Source organism: Amycolatopsis heterodermiae, assembly GCF_034929455.1.
Lineage (GTDB): Bacteria > Actinomycetota > Actinomycetes > Mycobacteriales > Pseudonocardiaceae > Amycolatopsis > Amycolatopsis heterodermiae.
In genome coordinates this window covers 90,165-110,547 of record NZ_JAYFSI010000011.1, presented here as the reverse complement: position 1 = coordinate 110,547, position 20,383 = coordinate 90,165, and the positions used below count along the sequence as shown (strand labels likewise).

Annotated in this window: 16 protein-coding genes and 1 pseudogene; 12 read left to right on the top strand and 5 right to left on the bottom strand. The window is 72.3% G+C overall.

Going from position 1 to position 20,383, the window contains the following annotated elements; translation table 11 throughout:
- The first annotated feature begins 32 nt into the window (after positions 1–32).
- Together VA596_RS36325 and mgrA are read left to right on the top strand one after the other, a co-directional pair.
- Complete coding sequence (locus tag VA596_RS36325) at positions 33–1,265, top strand: AGE family epimerase/isomerase (RefSeq protein WP_323333272.1); 1,233 nt, start codon at positions 33–35, stop codon at positions 1,263–1,265.
- A 48-nt stretch (positions 1,266–1,313) separates the two neighbouring features.
- Positions 1,314–2,306: an L-glyceraldehyde 3-phosphate reductase gene (gene mgrA / locus VA596_RS36320; RefSeq protein WP_323333270.1), complete on the top strand. Its 993-nt coding sequence runs from the start codon at positions 1,314–1,316 to the stop codon at positions 2,304–2,306.
- On the opposite strand, the gene VA596_RS36315 is transcribed toward mgrA, so the two are convergent.
- Positions 2,303–3,415, bottom strand: coding sequence for a cellulose-binding domain-containing protein (locus VA596_RS36315; protein ID WP_323333268.1), 1,113 nt, complete (start codon positions 3,413–3,415; stop codon positions 2,303–2,305). The genes mgrA and VA596_RS36315 overlap by 4 nt on opposite strands.
- 434 nt (positions 3,416–3,849) lie before the next feature.
- Here VA596_RS36315 and VA596_RS36310 point away from each other — a divergent pair, with 434 nt between their 5' ends.
- The 9 genes and pseudogenes from VA596_RS36310 to VA596_RS36270 all read left to right on the top strand — a co-directional run bounded on the left by VA596_RS36310 (position 3,850) and on the right by VA596_RS36270 (position 14,583).
- Positions 3,850–5,343 carry a cellulase family glycosylhydrolase gene (locus VA596_RS36310; RefSeq protein ID WP_323333266.1) on the top strand — a complete coding sequence of 498 codons (1,494 nt, stop codon included), beginning with the start codon at positions 3,850–3,852 and terminating at the stop codon, positions 5,341–5,343.
- 341 nt (positions 5,344–5,684) lie between these two features.
- On the top strand, positions 5,685–7,046 hold the full coding sequence (locus VA596_RS36305) for a hypothetical protein (protein ID WP_323333264.1): 1,362 nt from the start codon (positions 5,685–5,687) through the stop codon (positions 7,044–7,046).
- A 29-nt stretch (positions 7,047–7,075) separates the two neighbouring features.
- On the top strand, positions 7,076–7,906 hold the full coding sequence (locus tag VA596_RS36300; RefSeq protein WP_323333262.1) for an AfsA-related hotdog domain-containing protein: 831 nt from the start codon (positions 7,076–7,078) through the stop codon (positions 7,904–7,906).
- A 47-nt stretch (positions 7,907–7,953) separates the two neighbouring features.
- On the top strand, positions 7,954–8,751 hold the full coding sequence (locus VA596_RS36295) for a carboxymuconolactone decarboxylase family protein (protein WP_323333260.1): 798 nt from the start codon (positions 7,954–7,956) through the stop codon (positions 8,749–8,751).
- Positions 8,748–9,449, top strand: coding sequence for an HAD family hydrolase (locus VA596_RS36290; RefSeq protein ID WP_323333258.1), 702 nt, complete (start codon positions 8,748–8,750; stop codon positions 9,447–9,449). The genes VA596_RS36295 and VA596_RS36290 overlap by 4 nt, the downstream gene beginning before the upstream one ends.
- Positions 9,450–9,476: 27 nt before the next feature.
- Complete coding sequence (locus tag VA596_RS36285) at positions 9,477–10,478, top strand: zinc-dependent alcohol dehydrogenase family protein (RefSeq protein WP_323333257.1); 1,002 nt, start codon at positions 9,477–9,479, stop codon at positions 10,476–10,478.
- 543 nt (positions 10,479–11,021) lie between these two features.
- Complete coding sequence (locus tag VA596_RS36280) at positions 11,022–12,407, top strand: sugar porter family MFS transporter (RefSeq protein WP_323333255.1); 1,386 nt, start codon at positions 11,022–11,024, stop codon at positions 12,405–12,407.
- A 30-nt stretch (positions 12,408–12,437) separates the two neighbouring features.
- Positions 12,438–13,667, top strand: a pseudogene (locus VA596_RS36275) (glycoside hydrolase family 3 protein); the annotation flags it as partial.
- A gap of 145 nt (positions 13,668–13,812) precedes the next feature.
- Entirely contained in the window at positions 13,813–14,583 is a 771-nt protein-coding gene (locus VA596_RS36270) for an SH3 domain-containing protein (protein ID WP_323333252.1), read from the top strand.
- Positions 14,584–14,638: 55 nt separating this feature from the next.
- On the opposite strand, the gene VA596_RS36265 is transcribed toward VA596_RS36270, so the two are convergent.
- A complete protein-coding gene (locus tag VA596_RS36265; protein WP_323333251.1) occupies positions 14,639–15,166 on the bottom strand; it encodes an ArsR/SmtB family transcription factor in 528 nt (175 codons plus the stop codon).
- Positions 15,167–15,242: 76 nt separating this feature from the next.
- Between VA596_RS36265 and VA596_RS36260 the strand changes: the two genes are divergently transcribed.
- A complete protein-coding gene (locus VA596_RS36260; protein ID WP_323333249.1) occupies positions 15,243–16,493 on the top strand; it encodes an MFS transporter in 1,251 nt (416 codons plus the stop codon).
- Here the strand turns inward: VA596_RS36260 and VA596_RS36255 are convergent.
- The 3 genes from VA596_RS36255 to VA596_RS36245 are packed head-to-tail and all read right to left on the bottom strand — an operon-like array spanning position 16,414 to position 20,350.
- On the bottom strand, positions 16,414–16,923 hold the full coding sequence (locus tag VA596_RS36255; RefSeq protein WP_323333247.1) for a GNAT family N-acetyltransferase: 510 nt from the start codon (positions 16,921–16,923) through the stop codon (positions 16,414–16,416). The two genes, VA596_RS36260 and VA596_RS36255, sit on opposite strands and share 80 nt — an antisense overlap.
- Positions 16,916–18,157, bottom strand: a complete 1,242-nt coding sequence (locus VA596_RS36250) for an MDR family MFS transporter (RefSeq protein ID WP_323333245.1) — start codon at positions 18,155–18,157, stop codon at positions 16,916–16,918. The genes VA596_RS36255 and VA596_RS36250 overlap by 8 nt, the downstream gene beginning before the upstream one ends.
- Positions 18,158–18,166: 9 nt before the next feature.
- Complete coding sequence (locus tag VA596_RS36245) at positions 18,167–20,350, bottom strand: YcaO-like family protein (protein WP_323333243.1); 2,184 nt, start codon at positions 20,348–20,350, stop codon at positions 18,167–18,169.
- Positions 20,351–20,383: the final 33 nt, after the last annotated feature.

The window sequence follows — 20,383 nt, the reverse complement described above, 5'->3', positions numbered from 1 at the left end:
TGGTCAGTGGAGAAAGGCAAGGTTGTCGGAAAGTGGACATTCCGTCTTCGGTCCCCTCCTGGGTGCGGGCCGAACCCGCCCGGCTGCTCGGTTTCGCCGCGTCGGCGGCGCATCCCGCCGGCGGTTTCGCCTGGCTCGACGACACCGGGCACCCGGTCCTCGACCGGCCCGTCGAAACGTGGATCACCTGCCGGATGACGCACGTCTTCGCGCTCGCGTCGCTACAAGGCGTGCCGGGCGCGGTGAAGCAGGTCGCGCACGGCGTCGCCGGGTTGACCGGGCTGCTGCGGGATCCAGGCCACGGCGGCTGGTTCGCCGCGGCGAGCCCGGACGGGCCCGCGGACGGCGAGAAGCGCGCGTACGAGCACGCCTTCGTCGTGCTGGCCGCCGCGAGCGCGGTGGCCGCCGGGGCTGAGGGCGCGGACGCGCTGCTGGCGGACGCCCTCGACGTCTTCGAGCGCCGGTTCTGGGAGCCGGGCCACGGCCGGGTCGCCGACGTCTGGGACCGCGGCTGGACGCGGCTCGAGGACTACCGCGGCGCCAACGCCAACATGCACACGGTCGAAGCGCTGCTCGCTGTCAACGATGTCACCGGCGACCCGGTCTGGGCTGCCCGCGCGTTGTCCATTGTGGAGCACCTGGTGCACGGCGAGGCCCGCGCGCACGGCTGGCGCCTGCCGGAGCACTACGACGCGCAGTGGCACGTGCGCCTGGAGTTCAACCGGGACGAGCCCGCGCACCCGTTCCGCCCGTTCGGCGTCACCATCGGGCACCTGCTCGAATGGTCCCGCCTAGCGGTACATCTGAAGCGAGCGCTCGGCTCCGGTGCACCGGAGTGGCTGGTGCCGGACGCCGAGGCGCTGTTCGCCACGGCGGTGCGGGACGGCTGGGCCGTCGACGGCCACCCGGGCTTCGTCTACACGACCGATTTCGACGGCGTCCCGGTCGTGCGCAACCGGCTCCACTGGGTGGTCGCCGAGGCGATCGCCGCCGCGTGGACGCTGCACCAGGAGACCGGCGACCCGGCCTACCTCGCCCGGTTCGAGGAGTGGTGCCAGCACGCCGAAGCCTGCTTCGTCGACCGGGAACGCGGCTCGTGGCACCACGAGCTGGACCCGGAGAACCGCCCGGCCGCGACCGTCTGGGCGGGCAAGCCGGACGTCTACCACGCCTACCAGGCGACGCTGCTGCCCGTGCTGCCGCCGGCCGTCTCCTTCGCCGGCGTGCTGTCCCTCGACCGGGGCGCGGTGGCCGAGGGAAGCTGATCACGCGGGTAGGCTCGGAAAGTCGTTTCCCTCCCGACAAGGAGAACCATGTCGCCTTTCGCCGCCGCCGCGGACCGCTACGCGGGCATGCCGTACCGGCGCGCCGGGCGCAGCGGGCTCAAGCTGCCCGCCGTGTCGCTCGGCCTGTGGCACAACTTCGGGGACGACAAGCCCCTCGACGTCCAGCGCGCGGTGCTGCGCCGGGCGTTCGACCTCGGGGTGACGCACTTCGACCTGGCCAACAACTACGGCCCGCCGCCGGGCGCGGCCGAGGCGAACTTCGGGCGGCACTACGCGGCCGACTTCCGCCCGTACCGCGACGAGATCCTGGTGTCGTCCAAGGCGGGCTACCTGATGTGGGACGGCCCGTACGGCGAGTGGGGCTCCCGCAAGAGCGTCCTCGCGAGCCTCGACCAGAGCCTCGCCCGCACGGGTCTGGACCACTTCGACATCTTCTACTCGCACCGTCCGGACCCGGACACCCCGATCGAGGAGACCATGGGCGCCCTCGACACGGCGGTCCGGTCGGGCAAGGCGCTCTACGCAGGCATCTCCAACTACTCGCCGGAGCGAACGGACGCCGCGCTGCGGGCGCTGCGCGAGCTCGGCACGCCGCTGCTGATCCACCAGCCGTCGTACTCGATCCTGAACCGCTGGGTCGAAGACGGCCTGCTCGACACCCTGGGCGAGCACGGCGTCGGCTCGATCGCGTACTCGCCGCTGAGCCAGGGCCTGCTCACCGACCGCTACCTCGACGGCATCCCGGCCGGCTCCCGCGCCGCCGGGGCCAGCCCGTTCCTGACCGAGGACCGGCTCACCGAGGAGACCCTGGCGACCATCCGCGCGCTGAACGACGTCGCGAAGCGGCGCGGCCAATCGCTGGCGCAGATGGCGATCGCCTGGATCCTCCGGCGCGGCCGCGTGACGTCGGCGCTGATCGGCGCGAGCAGCGTCGCCCAGCTGGAGAACACGGTGGCGGCGGTGGCGAACCTGGAGTTCACGGACGAGGAGCTGGCGGAGATCGACCGCATCGTGGCTTAGCAGCCGATGCGCGCGGGGCCGGTGGCGACGTCGTCGAACCAGAGCGTGTCCGCGTCGGTGCCGTAGCTCTCCCAGCCCAGGCGCAGGTCGGTGAGGGACGGGTGCCAGGCCCGCGCCAGCCACTGCTGGTCGACGTCGGGGGTCGGGACGCCGTCGACGACCAGGCCGGGTACCTCGGTGCCGTTCAGCCAGGTCCGCAGCTGCCCGGCGGGCCCGTCGATCCCGAACTCGAAGCACGACCAGGTCCCGGTCGGCAGCGGCACGCTCAGCGCCACGCCGGCCGGGCTCTGCGCGGGCAGGGTCGCGTCGTCGGACTCGCGGTTCCACTGCAGGGCCCGGTTCTGGCCGCCGGCCCGCAGGTCGCGGCCGCCGTCGGCGCTGTCCTTCAGTGCCAGGAACGTGACGTGCCCGGCGGGCAGCGGGGTCGTGTGGCGGACCCAGAGCCGGCCGTACCGGACGGTCCCGGTGGCCAGGGGCGTGCCAAGGAAGGCGTGGTTGCAGTACCCGCCCTGGCCGGTGACCTTGACCGAGCGGGTGCCCGAGTGCGCCACCGTGCTGTCGACGGAGACCGTGCCGGTGCCGGTGCAGTTCGCCGCGCCGATCGTCCACCGCCCGCCCGGGGTGGTGCCGGTCTGCTGCTCGAAGTCGTCGCAGACGTCGGCGCACCCGGCGGGCGGCGGCGAAGAAGTGGTTGTGGTCGGCGGCGCTTCACCACCGCACGAGACGCCGTTGAGCGCGAAGTCGCCCGGCGCGGGATTGCTGCCGGAGTACGTGCCCTGCAGCCCGAACGTCACGGTGCCGCCGGCGGGCAGGGACGCGTTGTACGGCAGGCTCTCCGCGGTCACCGCCGTGCCGGACTGGCGGACGGTCGCGTTCCACCCGGACGTCACGACCTGGGTGCCCGCGTAGTGCCAGGAGAGGGTCCAGGACGCGAGCGCGGTGGCGCCGTTCGTGACGGTGACCTGGGCGGTGAACCCGGTCGCCCACTGGTCGACGTGGTAGTCGACACCGCAGGCGGGAGCGGCGGCGGCCGGGCCCGCGGCGAGGACCGCCGTGGTGCCCGCCGCGGCGAGGCAGAGCCCGGCCAGGGCGGCGGCGAACCTCTTCATCGGGGTTCCTTCCCGGACGGGGGACACGAACAGGGGCGCCGTGACGGAAGCCACGGCGCCCCTGGTGTTTCGTGGCTTCGGTCTGACGACGTCGGCCTGGCATGGGAGCGCTTCCAGCCGACGAGAAGGTAACCCCGCCGTATCGTCGTTGTAAAGCGCGACCCGGACGTGACCCGATCCGGTGGTCGGTTTTCGGCGGGGGTTCCGCGAACGAAGCGAACTGAACGCTCCTGAACGGCCGAACCCGTTGGCGTGGAAGAAATGTCCCGGTCGCGCTGCGCCACCGGCGGGAGCGGGCGGATGCCGCCGTTGGAGTGGATTCCGGGTTGTTCGCGGGAGATCGCCACGAGGTTTACAGCCGCCGGGCCGAGCGGTAGCGTCCACCGGTGCTGGGAGCGCTCTCAGGTGTCCTGTCGTGCACAAAGGAGTGATCGATGCGTTCCGGACCAGCACTGCTCGGCGCCCTCAGCGCGCTCGCCGTCGTCGGCGCGACGACGGCCTTCACCCTCGGCACGCCGACGCCCGCCGCGGCGGCGACGGCCTGCGAAGTCGGCTACACCGTGAACGACTGGGGGAGCGGCTTCACCGCCAACCTCACCCTCAAGAACGTCGGGACGACGCCGCTGACCGGCTGGCAGGTCAGCTGGACCTACACCGGCAACCAGCAGCTCCAGCAGGGCTGGAACGGCACTTGGTCCCAGACGGGCAAGACAGTCACCGTCACCCCGGCGGGCTGGAACGGCACCGTCGCCCCGAACGCCTCGGTCACCGCCGGGGCCAACTTCGGCTACAGCGGCACCAACACCGCGCCCGCGTCGATCAGCGTCAACGGCGCGCCCTGCGGCGGCACCCCGCCGCCGACGACCACCACGCCACCACCGACGACCGTCACCACGACCCCGCCGCCGGCCGGGGGCGCGCCCGCTCTGCACGTCGCGGGCAACCGCCTGGCCGACTCCGCGGGCACGCCCGTCACCCTCCGCGGGGTGAACCGCTCCGGCGCCGAGTTCGCCTGCGTGCAGGGCAACGGCATCTTCGACGGCCCGATGGACGCCGCCTCCGTGGCCGCCATCAAGAGCTGGCACGCCAACGTCGTGCGCGTGCCGTTCAACGAGGACTGCTGGCTCGGCCTGCCGAACGTCGAACCCGCCTACTCCGGCGCGACCTACCGCGCCGCGCTCAAGTCCTATGTGGACCTCTTGCACCAGAACGGCTTGGTCGCGATCCTCGACCTGCACTGGACCCAGGGCGTCTACACCGGAAACTCCTCGGCGTGCGCCGACGTCAACTCGACGTGCCAGAAGCCGATGACCGACGCCGCGCACGCCGTGGACCTGTGGACGTCGGTCGCGAACACGTTCAAGGGTGACGGCGCGACCATCCTGGATCTGTTCAACGAGCCCTACCTCGACCGCGCCGTCTCCGGCTCGGCCGCGGCCTGGACGTGCTGGCGCGACGGCGGCTCGGCGTGCTCCGGCATCGGCTACGCGGTGGCGGGCATGCAGACGCTGGTGAACGCCGTCCGCGCGACCGGTGCGACCAACGTGCTCATGCTGGGCGGGCTGGCCTACTCGAACGACCTGACCCAGTGGCTGCAGTACAAGCCGAGCGACCCGGCGGGCAACCTGGTGGCGTCCTGGCACTCGTACAACTTCAACACCTGCAGCTCGTCGTCCTGCTGGGACAGCCAGCTCGCCCCGGTCGCGGCGGCCGTGCCGCTGGTGGCCGGCGAGATCGGCGAGAACGACTGCGCGAGCGGCTACGTCACCGGCCTGATGGACTGGCTCGACCGCCACCAGGCGTCCTACCTCGGCTGGACCTGGAACACCTGGAACTGCTCCACCGGGCCCGCGCTGATCTCGGCCTACGACGGCACGCCGACGGCGTTCGGCGCGGGGGTCCGGCAGCACTTCCTCGCCGCGGGCTGACGCACGTGCAGCCGGGGCGCGCGTTCGTGCTGCGCGCCGGCGGCTGCACGTGCATAATGAGCGACGGCGGGGTTCGCCCCGCCCCGGTGCCGGCCGACGACCCCCAGGTCGGCCGGCACTTCTTATGTCCCGCATCCGCGCTTTTCCCGGGTATCGCGGCTTTGCCGCATCGGAGGCCGCCACCGTCACGCTGCGGTACTGTCGGTCCGTGCACCAGTACTCCGGAAATCGTTGGATGAACGATGAGTCGACAGGTCAAACCAGGGAGTAAGCCGTACCGGGCACAGTTGCGCGACCGGTTGGCAGCCTTGGGGTTTCCCGCCGAGGCCATCCCGGCGCGCGTGGCGGAGAACCTGATCGTCGACTGCGGGGTCCCGCCGCGCACCGCTTGGCGGCTGGCGTCCGAGTTGTCGCTGGACGTGGCGGCACACCAGTTCAACACCCTTACGGGTGACCCCCGTGCGGGTATGCGGGGTACCCGCATCTGGGAGTACGAGCAGTGGCCCGAACGCGGCGTCCGGCCCACCATCACCGCCCTGCGGGTGCTGGCCCAGGTGTACGGCACGAGCTGGAAGTCCCTGCTCGGGCTGCGTGACCTCGAGCAGCTCCCGGCCAAGGACCTCGCCGAGTACCACGCCGACGTCGAGCCCGCCGCGGCCCCGCCGGCCGCGGCGGAGGAACTGCCGTACCCGGCCCGCGCCGTCGCCCGCGTCGAGCCCGGCCCGGACGCCGACGTCGGCGCGGGTTCGCTCGACGACGCCATCCTGCTCACCAAGACCAACGTGGACGACGTCCAGCTCGACGACCTGTGGTCGGACCTCGACTTCGTCGGCGGCGCCTACACGCGGACCGCGCCGGACTCGGCGCTCTCGCAGCTCGCCGTCGTCGGGGAACGGACGGCCGCGCTGCTGCGGGGCCGTCAGCGTCCGAAGCAGACCCAGGACCTGCTGCTCGTCGGGGCGAAGTGCGCGTCGATGATGGCGTGGATCGCGGGTGACCTCGGGCGGTTCCGGCTTTCGCGGGAGCTGAACTCCGCCGCCTGGCTCTACACGCAGTACGCCGACGACTTCCTCGCCCGGCGCTGGGTGCGCACTTCGCAGGCCCGCGTGGCGTTCTGGGCCGGCAGCGGCGTGGAGTCCGCGAAACTGGCCGCCGACGGGCTCAACTACCAGGTGGGCGGGCGGCTGACCGACGCGCCGCTGATCCTCGCCGAGGCGCGCGGGTGGTCGTCGGTGCAGGCCGAGCCGCAGGTGCTGGACGCGATCGCGCGCTGGACCAGCATCGAGGACCCGGAGCTCGGCGCGGGTGGCGAGGACCGGTTCTTCAACATCACGAAGGACCGCCGGCACTACATGGCGGGGACGTCGCTGCTGTCGGTCGGGCAGGCTTCGGCGGCGTTGCGCGAGTTCAAGACGGCGCGCGAGGCCCACGAGAAGCTGTCGCTGGAGAACCGCTGGGGCGCCATGGACCCGATGATCCGGATCGACACGGGCCGCGCGCACCTGCGGCTCGACGATCTCGAGGGGGCCGCCGCCCAAGTCGAACCGCTGCTGATCGCCGATGTGGGCAGACAGCCGGACATGGTGCATGCCATGCTCAAGGTCCTCGCCGACGAATTGTCCGGTCCGCGCTGGCGTAACGTCACGGCGGCCCGCAACCTCGCTGAGGCGCTCCTGGACGCGCAGGCGTCGGCGCGGCCGTGACGATCGACCCGATCCGGATGGAGGTGCCGATGGCAGAGCCGGATGGTTCTGCACGCCGCGCACCTCATGACGGTCCCCCGGGGCCGGCCGGCACCGCCCCGGACTGGGCGCTCGACGGCCGCACGCGCCGGCACGTCGTGGTGGTGGCCGACCGGTTCGCCCGGTTCGCCCGCGGCGACCGGGTGTTCACGATGTCGGGGCTGCTGACCTTCATGACCTCCGGCGGCCCGGACGTCGAGGGCTGCCACTGGATCGTCCACCCGGGACAGGGCATCGACGGGACCGACCGCGACCTGCTGGAAGCCGCCGCCGACAAGACCGGCGGCGTGGTGGGGCTGGTGGACCCGGCGGCGTTCGGGCCGGTGCCGGTGGCCCCGGAGGTCGTCCACAAGCACCGCCAGGAGAACGTCCTGCTGGCGGGCGTGCACAGTCCGGAAGCGACACTCTGCCAGGCCGGCCTGCGCATCCACCGGGACAACGAGCTGGTCCTCGACCACCACACCGGCGAGCACGTGCAGGGCATCGTGATCATCGAGGCGATGCGGCAGATCTGCATCGCGCAGTTCGAGACCGCGGTCCGCCCGTCCCTGACCTCTTCCGGTTATGCGGGGGTGTGGAAGCGGATCGACCTGTCCTTCGAGGACTTCCTGTTCCCGCTGCCGGCCACGGTCGAGTCGCGCATCGAGGAGTCCGACCTCGGCCGCGACCACCACCTGAAGTTCCGGGCCACCGCCGCCGTGCGCCAGCACGGGCGGACCGTGGCCACCGCCGGCATCGACTACGCGATGATCCGGCTGGACCGCATCGACACCCTGGAACGCCGCAAGGCGGACCAGGCGACCCGCGCCTACCTCGGCTGACGCGGGGAACACCCGGCGAAACCACTGCGGAAGGAAACCCCACGACGATGTCCGACGCGTCCTTCGCCCAGGGATTGGCCCTCATCCAGCGGCTCGGCGGGGTGGACCGCCCGGCCGTGCTGGACCTGTTCGCGAGCATCGGCGAAGCCGAGTTCGGCGAGCAGTGCGTCGGGTTCATCTACGGCGACGTCTACCACCGTCCCGGCCTCCCGCTCCCGGACCGGCAGCTGGCGACGGTCGCCGCGCTGACCGCCCTGGGCTACGCGGGCTCCCAGCTGCAGTTCCACGCGAAGGCCGCGCTGAACGTCGGCTGCACCCGCCGCCAGCTGATCGAGGCGGTCATCCACATCAGCTCGTTCGCCGGGTTCCCCGCCACGCTGAACGCGCTGGGGGAGCTGAAGGCGGCGTTCGCCGGCCTGCCGGACGACGAGCCGGCGCCCGAGGAACGGAACGAGCCCGCCGTGCCGTGGGCCGGCATCGAGGACCGCTACGAGCGCGGCCTGGCCGCGATGAAGGCGATCGACGGCGACGCGGGGGAGAAGGTCGCCGAGGCGCTGAAGGACATCGCGCCCGACCTGGCCACTTACATCATCGAGTTCTCCTTCGGCGAGCTCTACAGCCGGCCGCACCTGAGCCTGCGCCACCGCGAGATCGTCACGATTGCCGCGTGCGTCGCGCTCGGGACCGCGACCCCGCAGCTGAAGGTGCACCTGCACGGCATGCTCAACGTCGGCGGCACGGAGAAGGAGATCGTCGAGACGATCCTGCACCTGGCGTTCTACTGCGGCTTCCCGGCCGCGCTCAACGCCATCGCGGCCGCGCGGGAAGTGTTCGCGCAGCGGTGACCGCGCTCGAGAAGCTGCGCGTGGTCGCGCTCGACTGCGACGGCGTGCTCATCGACGACACGTACCTGGACATGATCGCCCGGTTCGTCACCGAGCACGGCGGCCGGTACGACGCCGCGGCCGAGCGGGACGTGATCGGGCTGCGCGACCTCGTAGTCGCCGAGAAGGTCACCCGGCTCTGCGATCTGGACCAGCCGGCCGAGGAGACGCTGAAGCAGCTGTGGGCCGCGCGGCAGGAGTACCTGCGGGAGCACCCGATCCGGGTCGCCGAGGGCGTCCAGGACTGCCTGACGGCGCTGGGTGGGCTGCCCGTCCGGCTCGCCTGTTACGGCGGGCGGACCCGGGAGCACACGTTCGACCGGTACCTCGGCGACTTCACCGCGCTGCTCGACCCCGAGGTGCCGTACGTCAGCATCAACGAACACCGGCCGGGCGTCGAGCACATCGCCCGCACGGTGTTCGACGTCGGGTTCGACGAGATCGTGTTCGTCGACGACGTGAGCCGGGTGGCCGCCGACGCGCGCGAGCACGGCGCGGGGTTCATCGGGTTCCCCTCCAGCCCGGCCCACGCGCGGCAGCGGGAGTTCATGGCCGGGTACGGCGTCCGGCACCTCCCGGTGTCACTCGCCGAACTGACGCCGGAACTTCTCGGGACCGTCGACGAAGAGCTCGCGACTTCGACACACTGGCCCTGTTGACGACTTTCCCGCACCCTTGGAGCCGCTGTGAAGTACTTTTCCCTGCCGCGTCCCGGAGCCGGGCTCGTTCTGGGCGAGCGTGACGTCCCGGAACCCGGCCCCGGTCAGGTCCTCGTGCGGTTGCGCGGGTGGGCGCTCAACGCCCGCGACCTGATGATCCTCAAGGGTTTCTACCCGAAACCGGTCAAGCCGGACGTCGTCGCGCTGTCCGACGGCGCGGGCGAGGTCGTCGGCCTCGGCGACGGCGTGGGCTCGTGGTCGGTGGGCGACCGGGTGGCCGCGACGTACTTCCCGAACTGGCTCGCCGGTCCCGGGACGCCGGAGAAGACCGCGGACGATCTGTTCGGCTCGCTCGACGGGACGCTCGCCGAGTACGCCGTGTTCCCGGAGGACGCGCTGGTGGCCGTGCCGGCGCACCTGGACTACGCCGAGGCCGCGACGCTGCCCAGCGCCGGGGTGACGGCGTGGCGCGCGATCGTCGAGGAGGGCGGGGTGTTCCCCGGCCAGACCGTGCTGACCCTCGGCAGCGGCGGCCTGTCCGCGTTCGCCCTGCAGTTCGCCGCGCTCGCCGGGGCCCGCGTCATCGCGACGTCCAGCTCCGACGAGAAGCTGGAGCGGCTGCGCGCGCTCGGCGCGGCCGAGACCCTCAACTACACGACCACCCCCGAGTGGGGTCCCGCCGTGGCGGAGCTGACCGGCGGCGGCGCCGACCACGTCGTCGACGTCGGCGGGGGCGGCACGATCGGCCAGTCGATGCTCGCCGCCCGCGTCGGCGGGCACGTCAGCGTCGCCGGCGTCCTCACACACGAAGGTGCCGCGGACCCGGTCCTCGTGCTGGTCAAGCAGCTGACCCTGCGCGGGCTCACCAACGCCTCCCGGGAGACGTTCCAGGTGATGAACCGCGCGATCGAGCAGTCCGGGCTGCGGCCGGTGATCGACCGCCGGTTCGGCTTCGACGACGTCGCGGCGGCGTTCAAGCACCTCGAGTCCGGCACCCACGTCGGCAAGGTCGTGCTGGAAGCCCCGTGACCGGGTAATTTTTGCCCGCCCGCTTGGGTAGTTCTGTACCCCGATCTACGATTTCCGCAGCTCAGGCGGGGTGCGAACGGGCGAAAAACTCGCATCCGGGCAGGAATGGCGTCGGGTCCCAGTACCGGGGAGAGTGGTACCAGACAGACATCGGACAGCACCCGAGCAAGGCTGCGGATGCTCGGCCCCGACTGTCCGGTCTGGGGGCGCGGAGAGGGGTTCAACCACCTGGGGGTGGGTTGAACCCCTCTCCTGCTGCGTTCTTCTTTCCCCTCTGGGAGCGCTTTCAAACCCTTCCCGGTCCGGCGTCCGGAATGGACGCCTGAACCGCCGGCGAATCCGAACCGTGTCCACTGTGCACCGATTCGAGCATGTGAATGGCGAAATGGCGGACGGAGTAGCGTTGTGCGCCAATTGCTGTCACATATGTGAACGGCGATCACGTTTCTGAATCGTTATCAAGGACTGTCTTGCCGGGCCTTTTTCGGCGTGTGAGTGTGGTGCCGCTGGCTGGACTGGACCTATGAAAGAGGCGACCCGGCAATGACGCAGACGGCCCCGCCACGGCAGATAAGCCGAACAACCCTGTACTTCTTCGGCGCGCTCGGCGGAATCCTGTTCGGATACGACCTCGGGGTGATCTCCGGGGTGCTCCCGTTCATCGGGAAAGCGTGGTCGCTGACCGCCTGGGACAAGGGTGTGATCACCGCCAGCCTTTCGGTCGGTGCCATCGTGGGCGCGCTGTTCTCCAGCCGCATCAACGAAGCACTCGGCCGGCGGCGCACCATCATGGTCGCCGCGGCGATCGTCATCGTGGGCACGCTGGCGGCGACCTTCTCGCCGACGTTCGCGCTCCTGGTGGTTTCGCGGCTGGTCATCGGGCTCGGTATCGGCCTTTCCTCGTCGACCGTGCCGACGTACCTGTCCGAACTGGCCCCGGCGCGGCTGCGGGGCGCGATGGGCGCGCTGAACCAGATCTTCATCGTGCTCGGCATCCTGATCGCGTTCCTGGTCAGCTACTGGCTCGGCCCGATCTCGGCGTGGCGCTGGATGTTCGCCGGCGCGATCGTGCCCGCGGCGATCCTGCTCGTCGGGCTCGCGTTCCTGCCCGAGACCCCGCGCTGGCTGGTCAAGAACGGTCAGGAGGAAGAGGCCCGGCGGGTCCTGGCGAGCGCGCACGGCAACACCGTGGACCTCGACGAGGAGATCGCCACCATCCGCGGCGTCATCCAGATGGACACCGAGGACAAGCCGCGGTTCCGCGACCTGTTCTCCGGCTTCGTGCGGCCGATGATGATCGTCGCGGCCCTGCTCGCGATCGGCCAGCAGTTCAGCGGCGTCAACGCGATCAACGCGTACTTCCCGACGATGCTGATCGGCCTCGGGTTCGCCACGCAGGCCGCGCTGCTGTCCGGCGTGCTGCTGGGCGTCACGAAGTTCCTGTTCACCGCGTGGGTCGTGTTCGTGGTGGACCGCTGGGGCCGCAAGCCGCTGCTGCTCATCGGCAACGTGATCATGGTGATCACGCTGGTGGCGGCCGGGCTCGTGGTGCTGAACGTCCACGACACCGGTACCCGCGGCATCCTGATGCTGGTGATGATGGTGCTGTACCTGGTCGGCTACGAGCTCGGCTGGGGCGCGGTCGTCTGGGTGATGATGGCCGAGGTGTTCCCGCTCAAGTACCGCGCGGCGGGCATGGGCGTCAGCAGCGTCATCCTCTGGGCGGCGACGGGCATCGTGAGCGCGGTCTTCCCGCTCATCTCCGCGGTGGGCTCGCTCGGCATCGGCGGTTCGATGTTCCTGTTCGCCGGCATCAACGTGGTGCTGTTCGTCCTCACCAAGTGGCTGGTCCCGGAGACGAAGGGCCGTTCGCTGGAGCAGATCGAGCTGGACCTGCGGGCCCGGCAGGGAGTCGCGGCCAAGAGCTGATCGCGGCGGTGTGAACGGCGGGGGGGGGGGGGGGGCGCCCCCCCCCGCCTCGACGTGAACACCGGGTCGTTCGTGCCGGGGCCGCTGGCCCTCGGCGCGGCCGACGACCCGGAGCTGACCACGGCGGTCGCCGCCGCGCTCGGCGAGCGGCTCGCGGCCTGCGGCGTCACGATCAACCTGGCGCCGTGCGCGGACCTGACCCTGGCGGCCGAGGACCCGATCATCGGCGTCCGGGCGTTCGGGTCCGACCCGGCGAAGGCGTCACCGCACGTCGCGGCGTACGTCACCGGGCTGCAGAAGTACGGCGTCGCGGCGTGCGCGAAGCACTTCCCGGGCCACGGCGCGGCGACCGAGGACTCGCACGTGGCCCTGCCCGTGCTGCCGCGGACGCCCGAAGAGCTGCGCGAGATCGAGCTGGTCCCGTTCGCCGCCGCGATCCGGGCGGGGGTGCGTTCGGTGATGACCGGCCACTTGGTCGTCCAGGCCTGGGGCGACGAGCCGGCGACGTTCAACCGCACCGCCCTGACCGACGTCCTGCGCGGCGAGCTGGGCTTCACCGGCGCGGTCATCACCGACGCGCTGGAGATGGGCGCGGTGTCGGGCGGGTACGGCCGCCACGACGGTCTCGGCCTCTCGGCGGTGCGGGCGCTGAAGGCGGGCGCGGACGCGCTCTGCATCGGCGGCGCGGCCTTCGAGGCCGACGCCCTGGACGCGATCAACGCGGCGATCGTGGCCGCGGTCGCGTCGGGGGACCTGCCGCTGGAGCGGCTGGCGGAGGCGGCGGAGCGGACGGCGGCGCTGGGCACCGACCCGGCCCCGGCGACGGTCGGCCCGGTCGACCGCCGGCTCGGCCTGGAGGCGGCCCGCAAGGCCCTGCGCGTCACCGGCGAGCCCCGGCTCGACGGCCCGCCGCTGGTGGTGGACGTCGAGACGGAGCCGACCATCGCGGCCGGCCCGATGCCGTGGGGCCTCGGCGCGCACCTGGCCGAGCTGGTTCCCGGCACGCGGGCGATCACCGCAGGCCCGGACGACCTCGACAAGATTCTCGAAGCGGCGCAAGGGTTCTCGAGTGTCGTCGTCGTGACGCGCGAGGCGCACCGCCACCCGCGGGTGCGCGCCCTGCTGTCGGCGTTGTCCACTGTGGACTTCATCCGCGTCGAGACGGGCGTCCCGGGACCGCCGGACGGCGACGGCCCGCGGCTGGACACGTTCAGCGGCTCGTACGTCAGCCTGCGCGCGGCGGCCGAGTACCTGGCCTGAGTTCGCCTTGACGGGGCCCCGCCGGTTTCGACCGGCGGGGCCCGTCCTTTTTGCCGTATCTCCACGAGCCGCACCGGCGTTTGTACGGGGCTTGTACCGGTGCTCGTCACTCTGTCGGCACACCAGAACGACGGAGGACGGACAAATGAGAATTCGCATCGGCAAGCGTGCGGCCGGGGTGGTCGGCATCGCCGCGGCGATCGTGCTGGCCGGCGCCACCCCGGCGCTGGCGGCCACCGGCACCGTGCACACCGATTCGGGCGCGCCGCTGACGGTGCGCTCGTCGCCGAGCACCGGCGCGGGCTCGACCGGGACGGTCGCCGACGGCACCGCCGTCGACATCGACTGCCAGACCACCGGCGAGTCGGTCACCGGCAAGTACGGCACCAGCAACATTTGGGACCACGTCCCGGGCGGCTACATCACCGACACCTACGTCTACACCGGCTCCGACGGCCGGATCGCGCCGGACTGCACCGACGTCCCGCCGCCGCCGGCGGCGAACTGCACGACGTCCGGGCTGAACGACCCGAACACCTGCGCCCAGGCCGTCGCGAAGGCGAAGTCGCGCGTGCACACGAACAACGACTCGTCCTACAACGGCTGGTGCGACCGCATCAACGCGCAGAACTACGGCTTCAGCGCGAGCGGCTCGGAAACGGCGTACGTGCACTGGACGCAGATCCCGGCCCAGTACAAGCACGCGGGCAGCACGGACGTCCCGGCCGGCGGCCTGGCGTTCTTCTCCAACGGCGGCTCGGGCCACACGATGATCTCCATCGGCGGCGGCAAGTTCCTGTCGAACGACATCAACGGCGCGGGCACCTACACCGAGACGACGATCGCGCAGATCAAGAGCAAGTGGGGCCAGACCTACCTCGGCTGGTCGCAGCCGTGGTTCAAGGTGAACCACTGATCGTCTGCCGCGGCTGGTCGTGAGTGGTGAGGAGGGTTCTAACCCTCCTTGCCACTCACGACGGTTTCACCCGGTGCAGCACGAAGATGCCGCCCAGGGCCGGGCGGTCCAGCCGCTCGTGGTCGGACGCCACGTACTCGTCCAGCACCGCCAGGATGCGCCGGTCCAGCTCCCGGACCTCGTCGGGGGACAGGTGCAGCAGGAACTTCTCGTGCACCGCCACCGAGTCCGGGCCGGACGCGGCCAGCTCCTCCTGGAAGATCTCGATCGGCGCGAACCGGGTTTCGGCGTCGGCGCCGGCCAGCGGGCCGTCCAGCCACCACGTCTCGTTGTTCGACCGGTACGGCTTCTCCAGCGCGCCGCTCGGGCCGGTGCGGACCGGGGCCTGCTCCAGCAGCCCGGCGGCGACCAGCTGGCGGACGTGGTGCAGGACCGTGCCGGGATCCCGGTCGAGGCGGTCGGCGAGCTGCTTGTTCGTCAGCTCCTCGACCAGGCACATCCGCATGATGCGCAGGCGCAGCGGGTGGCCGAGGGCCTTCGCCTCCCGCGGGGTCGCCGGCCGGCGCCGGCGGGGTTCGGTCATGAACGCAGCGTAGTCCATCGATCGAATTCCGACACATCGATGGAGATTTCCCCATCGATGTGCAACTCTCAATAGCATGAGCCTGGGCAGCACCTACTGGCGGTTGTGGACCGCGGCCGGCCTCTCGAGCCTCGCCGACGGCGTCCTCAAGGTGGCCCTGCCCCTGCTGGCGGTCGGTTACACGCGGTCGCCGGCCCTGATCGCCGGGCTGGCCTTCGCCTTCACCCTGCCGTGGCTGCTCTTCGCGCTCCCCGCCGGCGCGCTGGTCGACCGGCTGGACCGCCGTCGCGCGATGCTCGGCGCGAACCTGGTCCGCGGCGGCCTGCTCGCCGCCGTCACCGCCCTGACCCTCTTCGGCGGCGGGTCGATCTGGGCGCTCTACGTCGTCGCCGCGGGGGTCGGGTTCGCCGAGACGATCTACGACACCGCCGCGCAGTCGATCGTCCCGCAGGTCGTCGGGCGCGAGCGGCTGCCGGCGGCCAACGGCCGGATGTACGCCGCCGAGCAGACGGCCAACGAGTTCGCCGGGCCGCCGCTGGCCGGGCTGCTGGTCGCCGCGGGCGTGCTGGCCGCGCTCGTCACGCCGGTGGCGCTGTGGGCGGTGGCCGTGGCGGCACTGCTGCTGGTGCGCGGCTCGTACCGGGTCGAGCGGACCGGCCGCACCACGCTCCGCGCGGACATCGCCGAAGGACTGCGGTTCCTGGTGCGGCACAAGGTGTTGCGCACGTTCTCGGTCATGGTCGGCACGTTCAACTTCGCGACCGGCGCGACCTTCGCCGTGTTCGTGCTCTACGCGGTCGGCCCGGGTTCGCCGATGGGCCTGTCCGAGCCGGCCTTCGGGCTGCTGATGGCCGTCAACGCGGCGGGCGGGGTCGCCGGGTCGTTCCTCGCCGAAGCGGTGGAACGCCGGCTCGGCCGGATCCCGGCGCTGTGGGTGGCCTGGCTCGCCGGCGGGCTCTCGGTCGGCGTCCTCGCGGTGACGGCGAATCCGTACGCCGTCGGCGCGGGGTTCTTCGCCGGCGGGATGGGGATCGTGGTGTCGAACGTCGTCATGGTGTCGCTGCGCCAGCGCCTCACGCCCGACCGGCTGCTCGGGCGCCTCAACAGCAGCTACCGCCTGGTCGCCTGGGGCACCAAGTCGCTCGGCGCCCTGACGGCCGGCGTGCTCGCCCAGGCGCTGGGCCTGCACGCGGTGTTCGTGGTCATGGCGGTGCTGGCCTTCACCGTGGTGGCCGGGCTCTTCGTGGTCACCGAGGACGCGCTCGTGGCCGCGGAACGCGAGGCCGGACGGGCAGCGGCAGCGCCAGCAGGTCCGAGCCCGACGTGAGGGCGCCGACCCGCTCCCAGCCCCACCGCAGGTACATCGCGTACGCCGGCGCCGCGCTCGCCGCCGCCAGCACGGCGAATGGTTCGGGCCGCCCGTCGAGCAGGTCGCGCAGCAGCGCGCCGCCGTGCCCCCGGCCGCGCAGGGCCGGCCGGACGGCGAGCTCGTAGACGTAGAACAGCGGACCCCGGCCGAGCGGAAGGGGCGCCGGCGTCGCGGCGGCCGGGTGCCACCAGCCGGCCTCGCGGCCGACGCCGTAGGCGAACCCGCCGAGCCCGGCACCGTCGCGGACGGTCGTCAGCGCGAACCCCGGCAGCCGCGCGTGCCGGGTCACGGTGTCACGGAAGCGGGCCGCGTCCGCCGCGTCCTCCCGGTACGGCGGCTCGCGGTAGACCGCGAGGTAGACGTCTTCCAGTTCCGCCGGATCACGCATCCGCGGGCTGTTTCGCCTCGGAGACGGCCTCGGCCGGCTTCAGTCCTTTGAGGACGGCGAAGGCCACCGCGCAGCAGCCGGCGAGCACGAGCCACGGCAGCTGGGCCCCGCCGGCCAGCAACGCGGTGAACGTCACCGGCGCGACGACCCTGGCGGCCCCCCAGAGCAGCTCCTCCAGGCCGAAGTAGCGGCCGCGCAGGTGCGGCGGGGCCAGCGCGACGGTGAGCGCGCTGCTGGTCGGCGCCTGCAGCAGCTCCGCGGCGGTGAACACCGCCGTCGCCACCGTGAGCACGACGATCGCGGGTACGGGCACAGCCCACGGTACGACGGCGAACAGCAGGAACGACAGGGCCCACACGATCGCGGCAATCTGCAGTACGCGCGGCTTGCGGTGTCCTTCCAGCCGGCTCGCCACCACCGTCTGCCCGGCCACCACCAGCACGGTGTTGAGGGCGAACAGGATCCCCGGCTGCCACGTCGGCAGGCTGAGGGTGTCGATCACGTACGCGCTGAGCAGCACGGTCAACGCCAGGTCGCACAAGGCGAACACGAAGACGGTCACCAGCACGCGCCGGAACGCCCGGTCCGCGAGCACCGCGCGATAACCCCCGCGCGCCGCCGTCTCACGCGGTGGCGGGGCGGGCGTGGCGGCCGGGCCCCGCCACGACGCGACCAGCGCGGCCGCGACCAGGAAGGTCGCCGCGTTCAGCAGGACGATCCCGGTGTAGCCGCTGGTCCCGCCCCAGGCGACGAGCACACCCCCGGCCAGCCCACCGACGCCGATGCCGACGTTGCGCAGCGCGCGGTCCATCGCGTACCAGCGGGCCCGCTGGCCCTCGTCGGCCACCTGCGCCACGAGCGCGCCCGAGGCGGGCCAGAACAGGCCCTCACCCCAGAACGTCAGCGCCGCCAGGACGACCAGCTGCCAGAGGGAGCCGGCGAAGACGTACCCGGCGAAGGTCAGCACCCGCAGCAGGTTCGCGACGACCACGACCCGGCGGGCGCCGAGCCGGTCGACGAGCGGGCCCGCGAGCGGGCCGGCCGGGAGCGCCAGCAGCGCGGCGGCCGACAGCGCGCCGCCGACCGCCGTCAGCGGAAGGTCCTTCGCCGCGTGGAAGTACACGACGGCGAACGGGAGGAACAGCCCCGTGCCGAGCGCGTCCACGCCCTGCGCGGCGACCAGCGGCAGCCGCCCGCGGGTGCGGGGCAGCCCGAGCAGTTCGGTGACAGCCATCGGTATCCCTCACGCGTGGGGGAGCGGGAACACGTTCAGCCGCTCTTCGGGCAGGGGTGTCGTCCGCCAGCCCAGGTCGACGGCCGCCCGGCGGATCCGGCCGTCGCCCCAGTACGGGAACCCGGCCGGGAAGTTGGACACCAGCCCCGGCACGATCGTGTGCGCGGCGTGGAACCCGGCGGCCGCGACGTCCCGGGTGGTCAGGTCGACGCTGATCACCTCGAACCCGCGCTCCTCGACGCGTTCGCGGTAGGCCTTGAGCCGCCGCTCGCCGAGGGCGGGCAGGCCCTCCCAGGGCCGCACCGCCAGGTCGCGCACCCACGGCGCCACCCGGGTCGCGGCACGAGGGTCGAGGTAGATCTGCTGCTGGCACAGCAGGTCCACGACGTCACCGAAGTCCTCGCGGTAGGAGTCGAGGTAGCGGCGGTCGGCGCGGTAGGCCTTGAGGTTGGACAGGTGCGGCAGGTCGGCCTGCATCCCGGCGAGTTCGCGCTCGTCGTCGAGGGCGAGGCAGGTGTGCTGCAGCGTGAACCCTTCGGCGAGCGCCTTCTTGGCCGCCTCGAGCGCGTCGGGGCGGGTGGCGAAGCCGATCGACAGCCAGCGCCGGGCCCGGTCGAACACCGCGGCGGCGACGATCGGGACGGCGAACTCGTTGTCCAGCGGGATCAGCGTGACGTCGTAGGTCTCGGCGGTGTCGGCGACCAGCGCCCGGATCTCGGCCGGGACCGGCAGCCGGCGCAGCTGCGGCGTGTTGGCCCACCAGAGCATGGTGGTGTCGCGTTCGAGCACCTCTTCCAGGCCCGAGGTCACGGCGTGCTCTTCGCTGGTGCCACTGGCGAGGCCGGCGATCAGGGGATCGGTGAACCGGGCGCCGCCGGGTTCGGCCTCCTGGGACACGAGACAGGCGGGGACCCACACGGCTTCCCTTGTCGTGTGCGAAAAAGCCTCGATCCAGGCGCACTCCGTCTCGGGGGTCAGCGGCGCGAACGGGAAGCCGGGCGTGGCGTGCTGGCGCGGGGAGTAGAGGTTCAGGCGGCGCGGATCGAGCGCGGGGACGCCGTTGCGGCGCAGCTGCCGGAAGCTCCCGTGCCGGATCTCGCGCTCCGGGGCCAGCCAGCTGCCGCAGTAGCGTTCCACGGCCTCCCCGATCGCGGAGTCGCGGGCCTGGTCGAAGTCGTGCCAGGAGGTGCCGAACGCCTGGCGGTCGTTGGGCCAGTCGACGACCCGGCGCATGTCCGCGACGTCCACGGCGCACACCCGCAGCCGCGCGGGCATCCCCGGCGCGGGCGGGAGCTCGTGCACCGCGGTCACGATCCCGGTGCGGTCGTCGACGAGCAGGTCCGGGCGCGGGCCGTGCGCCTCGACCGGCCGGGGCCGGTCCGGGACGGGCAGCACCGGCCGGGGGAGCACGCTCAGCCGGACGGGGTCGATCTCGAGCTCGCCGGTGGTCGTCTCGGCGGGTTCGCCGGCGAGCCAGCGTTCGAGCTGGACGGCGAGCACGCTCATCATCCAGCGGGCGTCGCCGGGCCGGAACCGCCGGCCGCGCGGCGGGTCGGCGCTGGCGAAGGCGTCGATCACCCGCGGGTCCAGGGCCGCCGAGCGCCGCCGGGCGAGCACGTCGGCGAAGTCGGGGCCGGCGCCGCCGGGCGTGATCGCGGGGCCGGCGAGCCCCTGCCCGCGTTCACAGCGGAAGGGCAGCAGGCGCACGCCGCGGTCCGTGCAGAACGCGTCGAGCGCGGTGAGTTCCGAATATGCCGGATGGGTGAACGCGGCGACGACGACGGTGTCGGCCGGGTCGACGGGGAACGGCCCGTCGAGGTCGGAGAGCGTCTCGACTCGCGCGTACCCGACCGGCGCGAGGAGCTGCGCGAGGGGCGCGGTCAGCTCGGGCGTCCCGGCGATCAGGACGGTGGTCTCGGCCGCGCGCAGGACCCCGGACCCGTCCGACACGGGGCGCAGGCTGCCGTCCGCCTCCAGGACGTCGAGCACCTCCTCGTAGTCGGGGTTCATCCCGGCGAGCAGCTCGGCCCGGGTGCGGGTGCCGTCGCAGCGGGCGATCCACGCGCGGAACTCCCTGGTGGGCGCCGTGATCGAGTACTGGCCGCCGTTCGGCGTGATGAGCAGGCACAGGGCCGGCTCCAGGTCGTGGACCTCGACCCCGGTGAGCTCCAGGCGTACGTCGTCGGAAGGCATGGCGGACCCCCTGGGTCGAGACGGCCGTGCCGC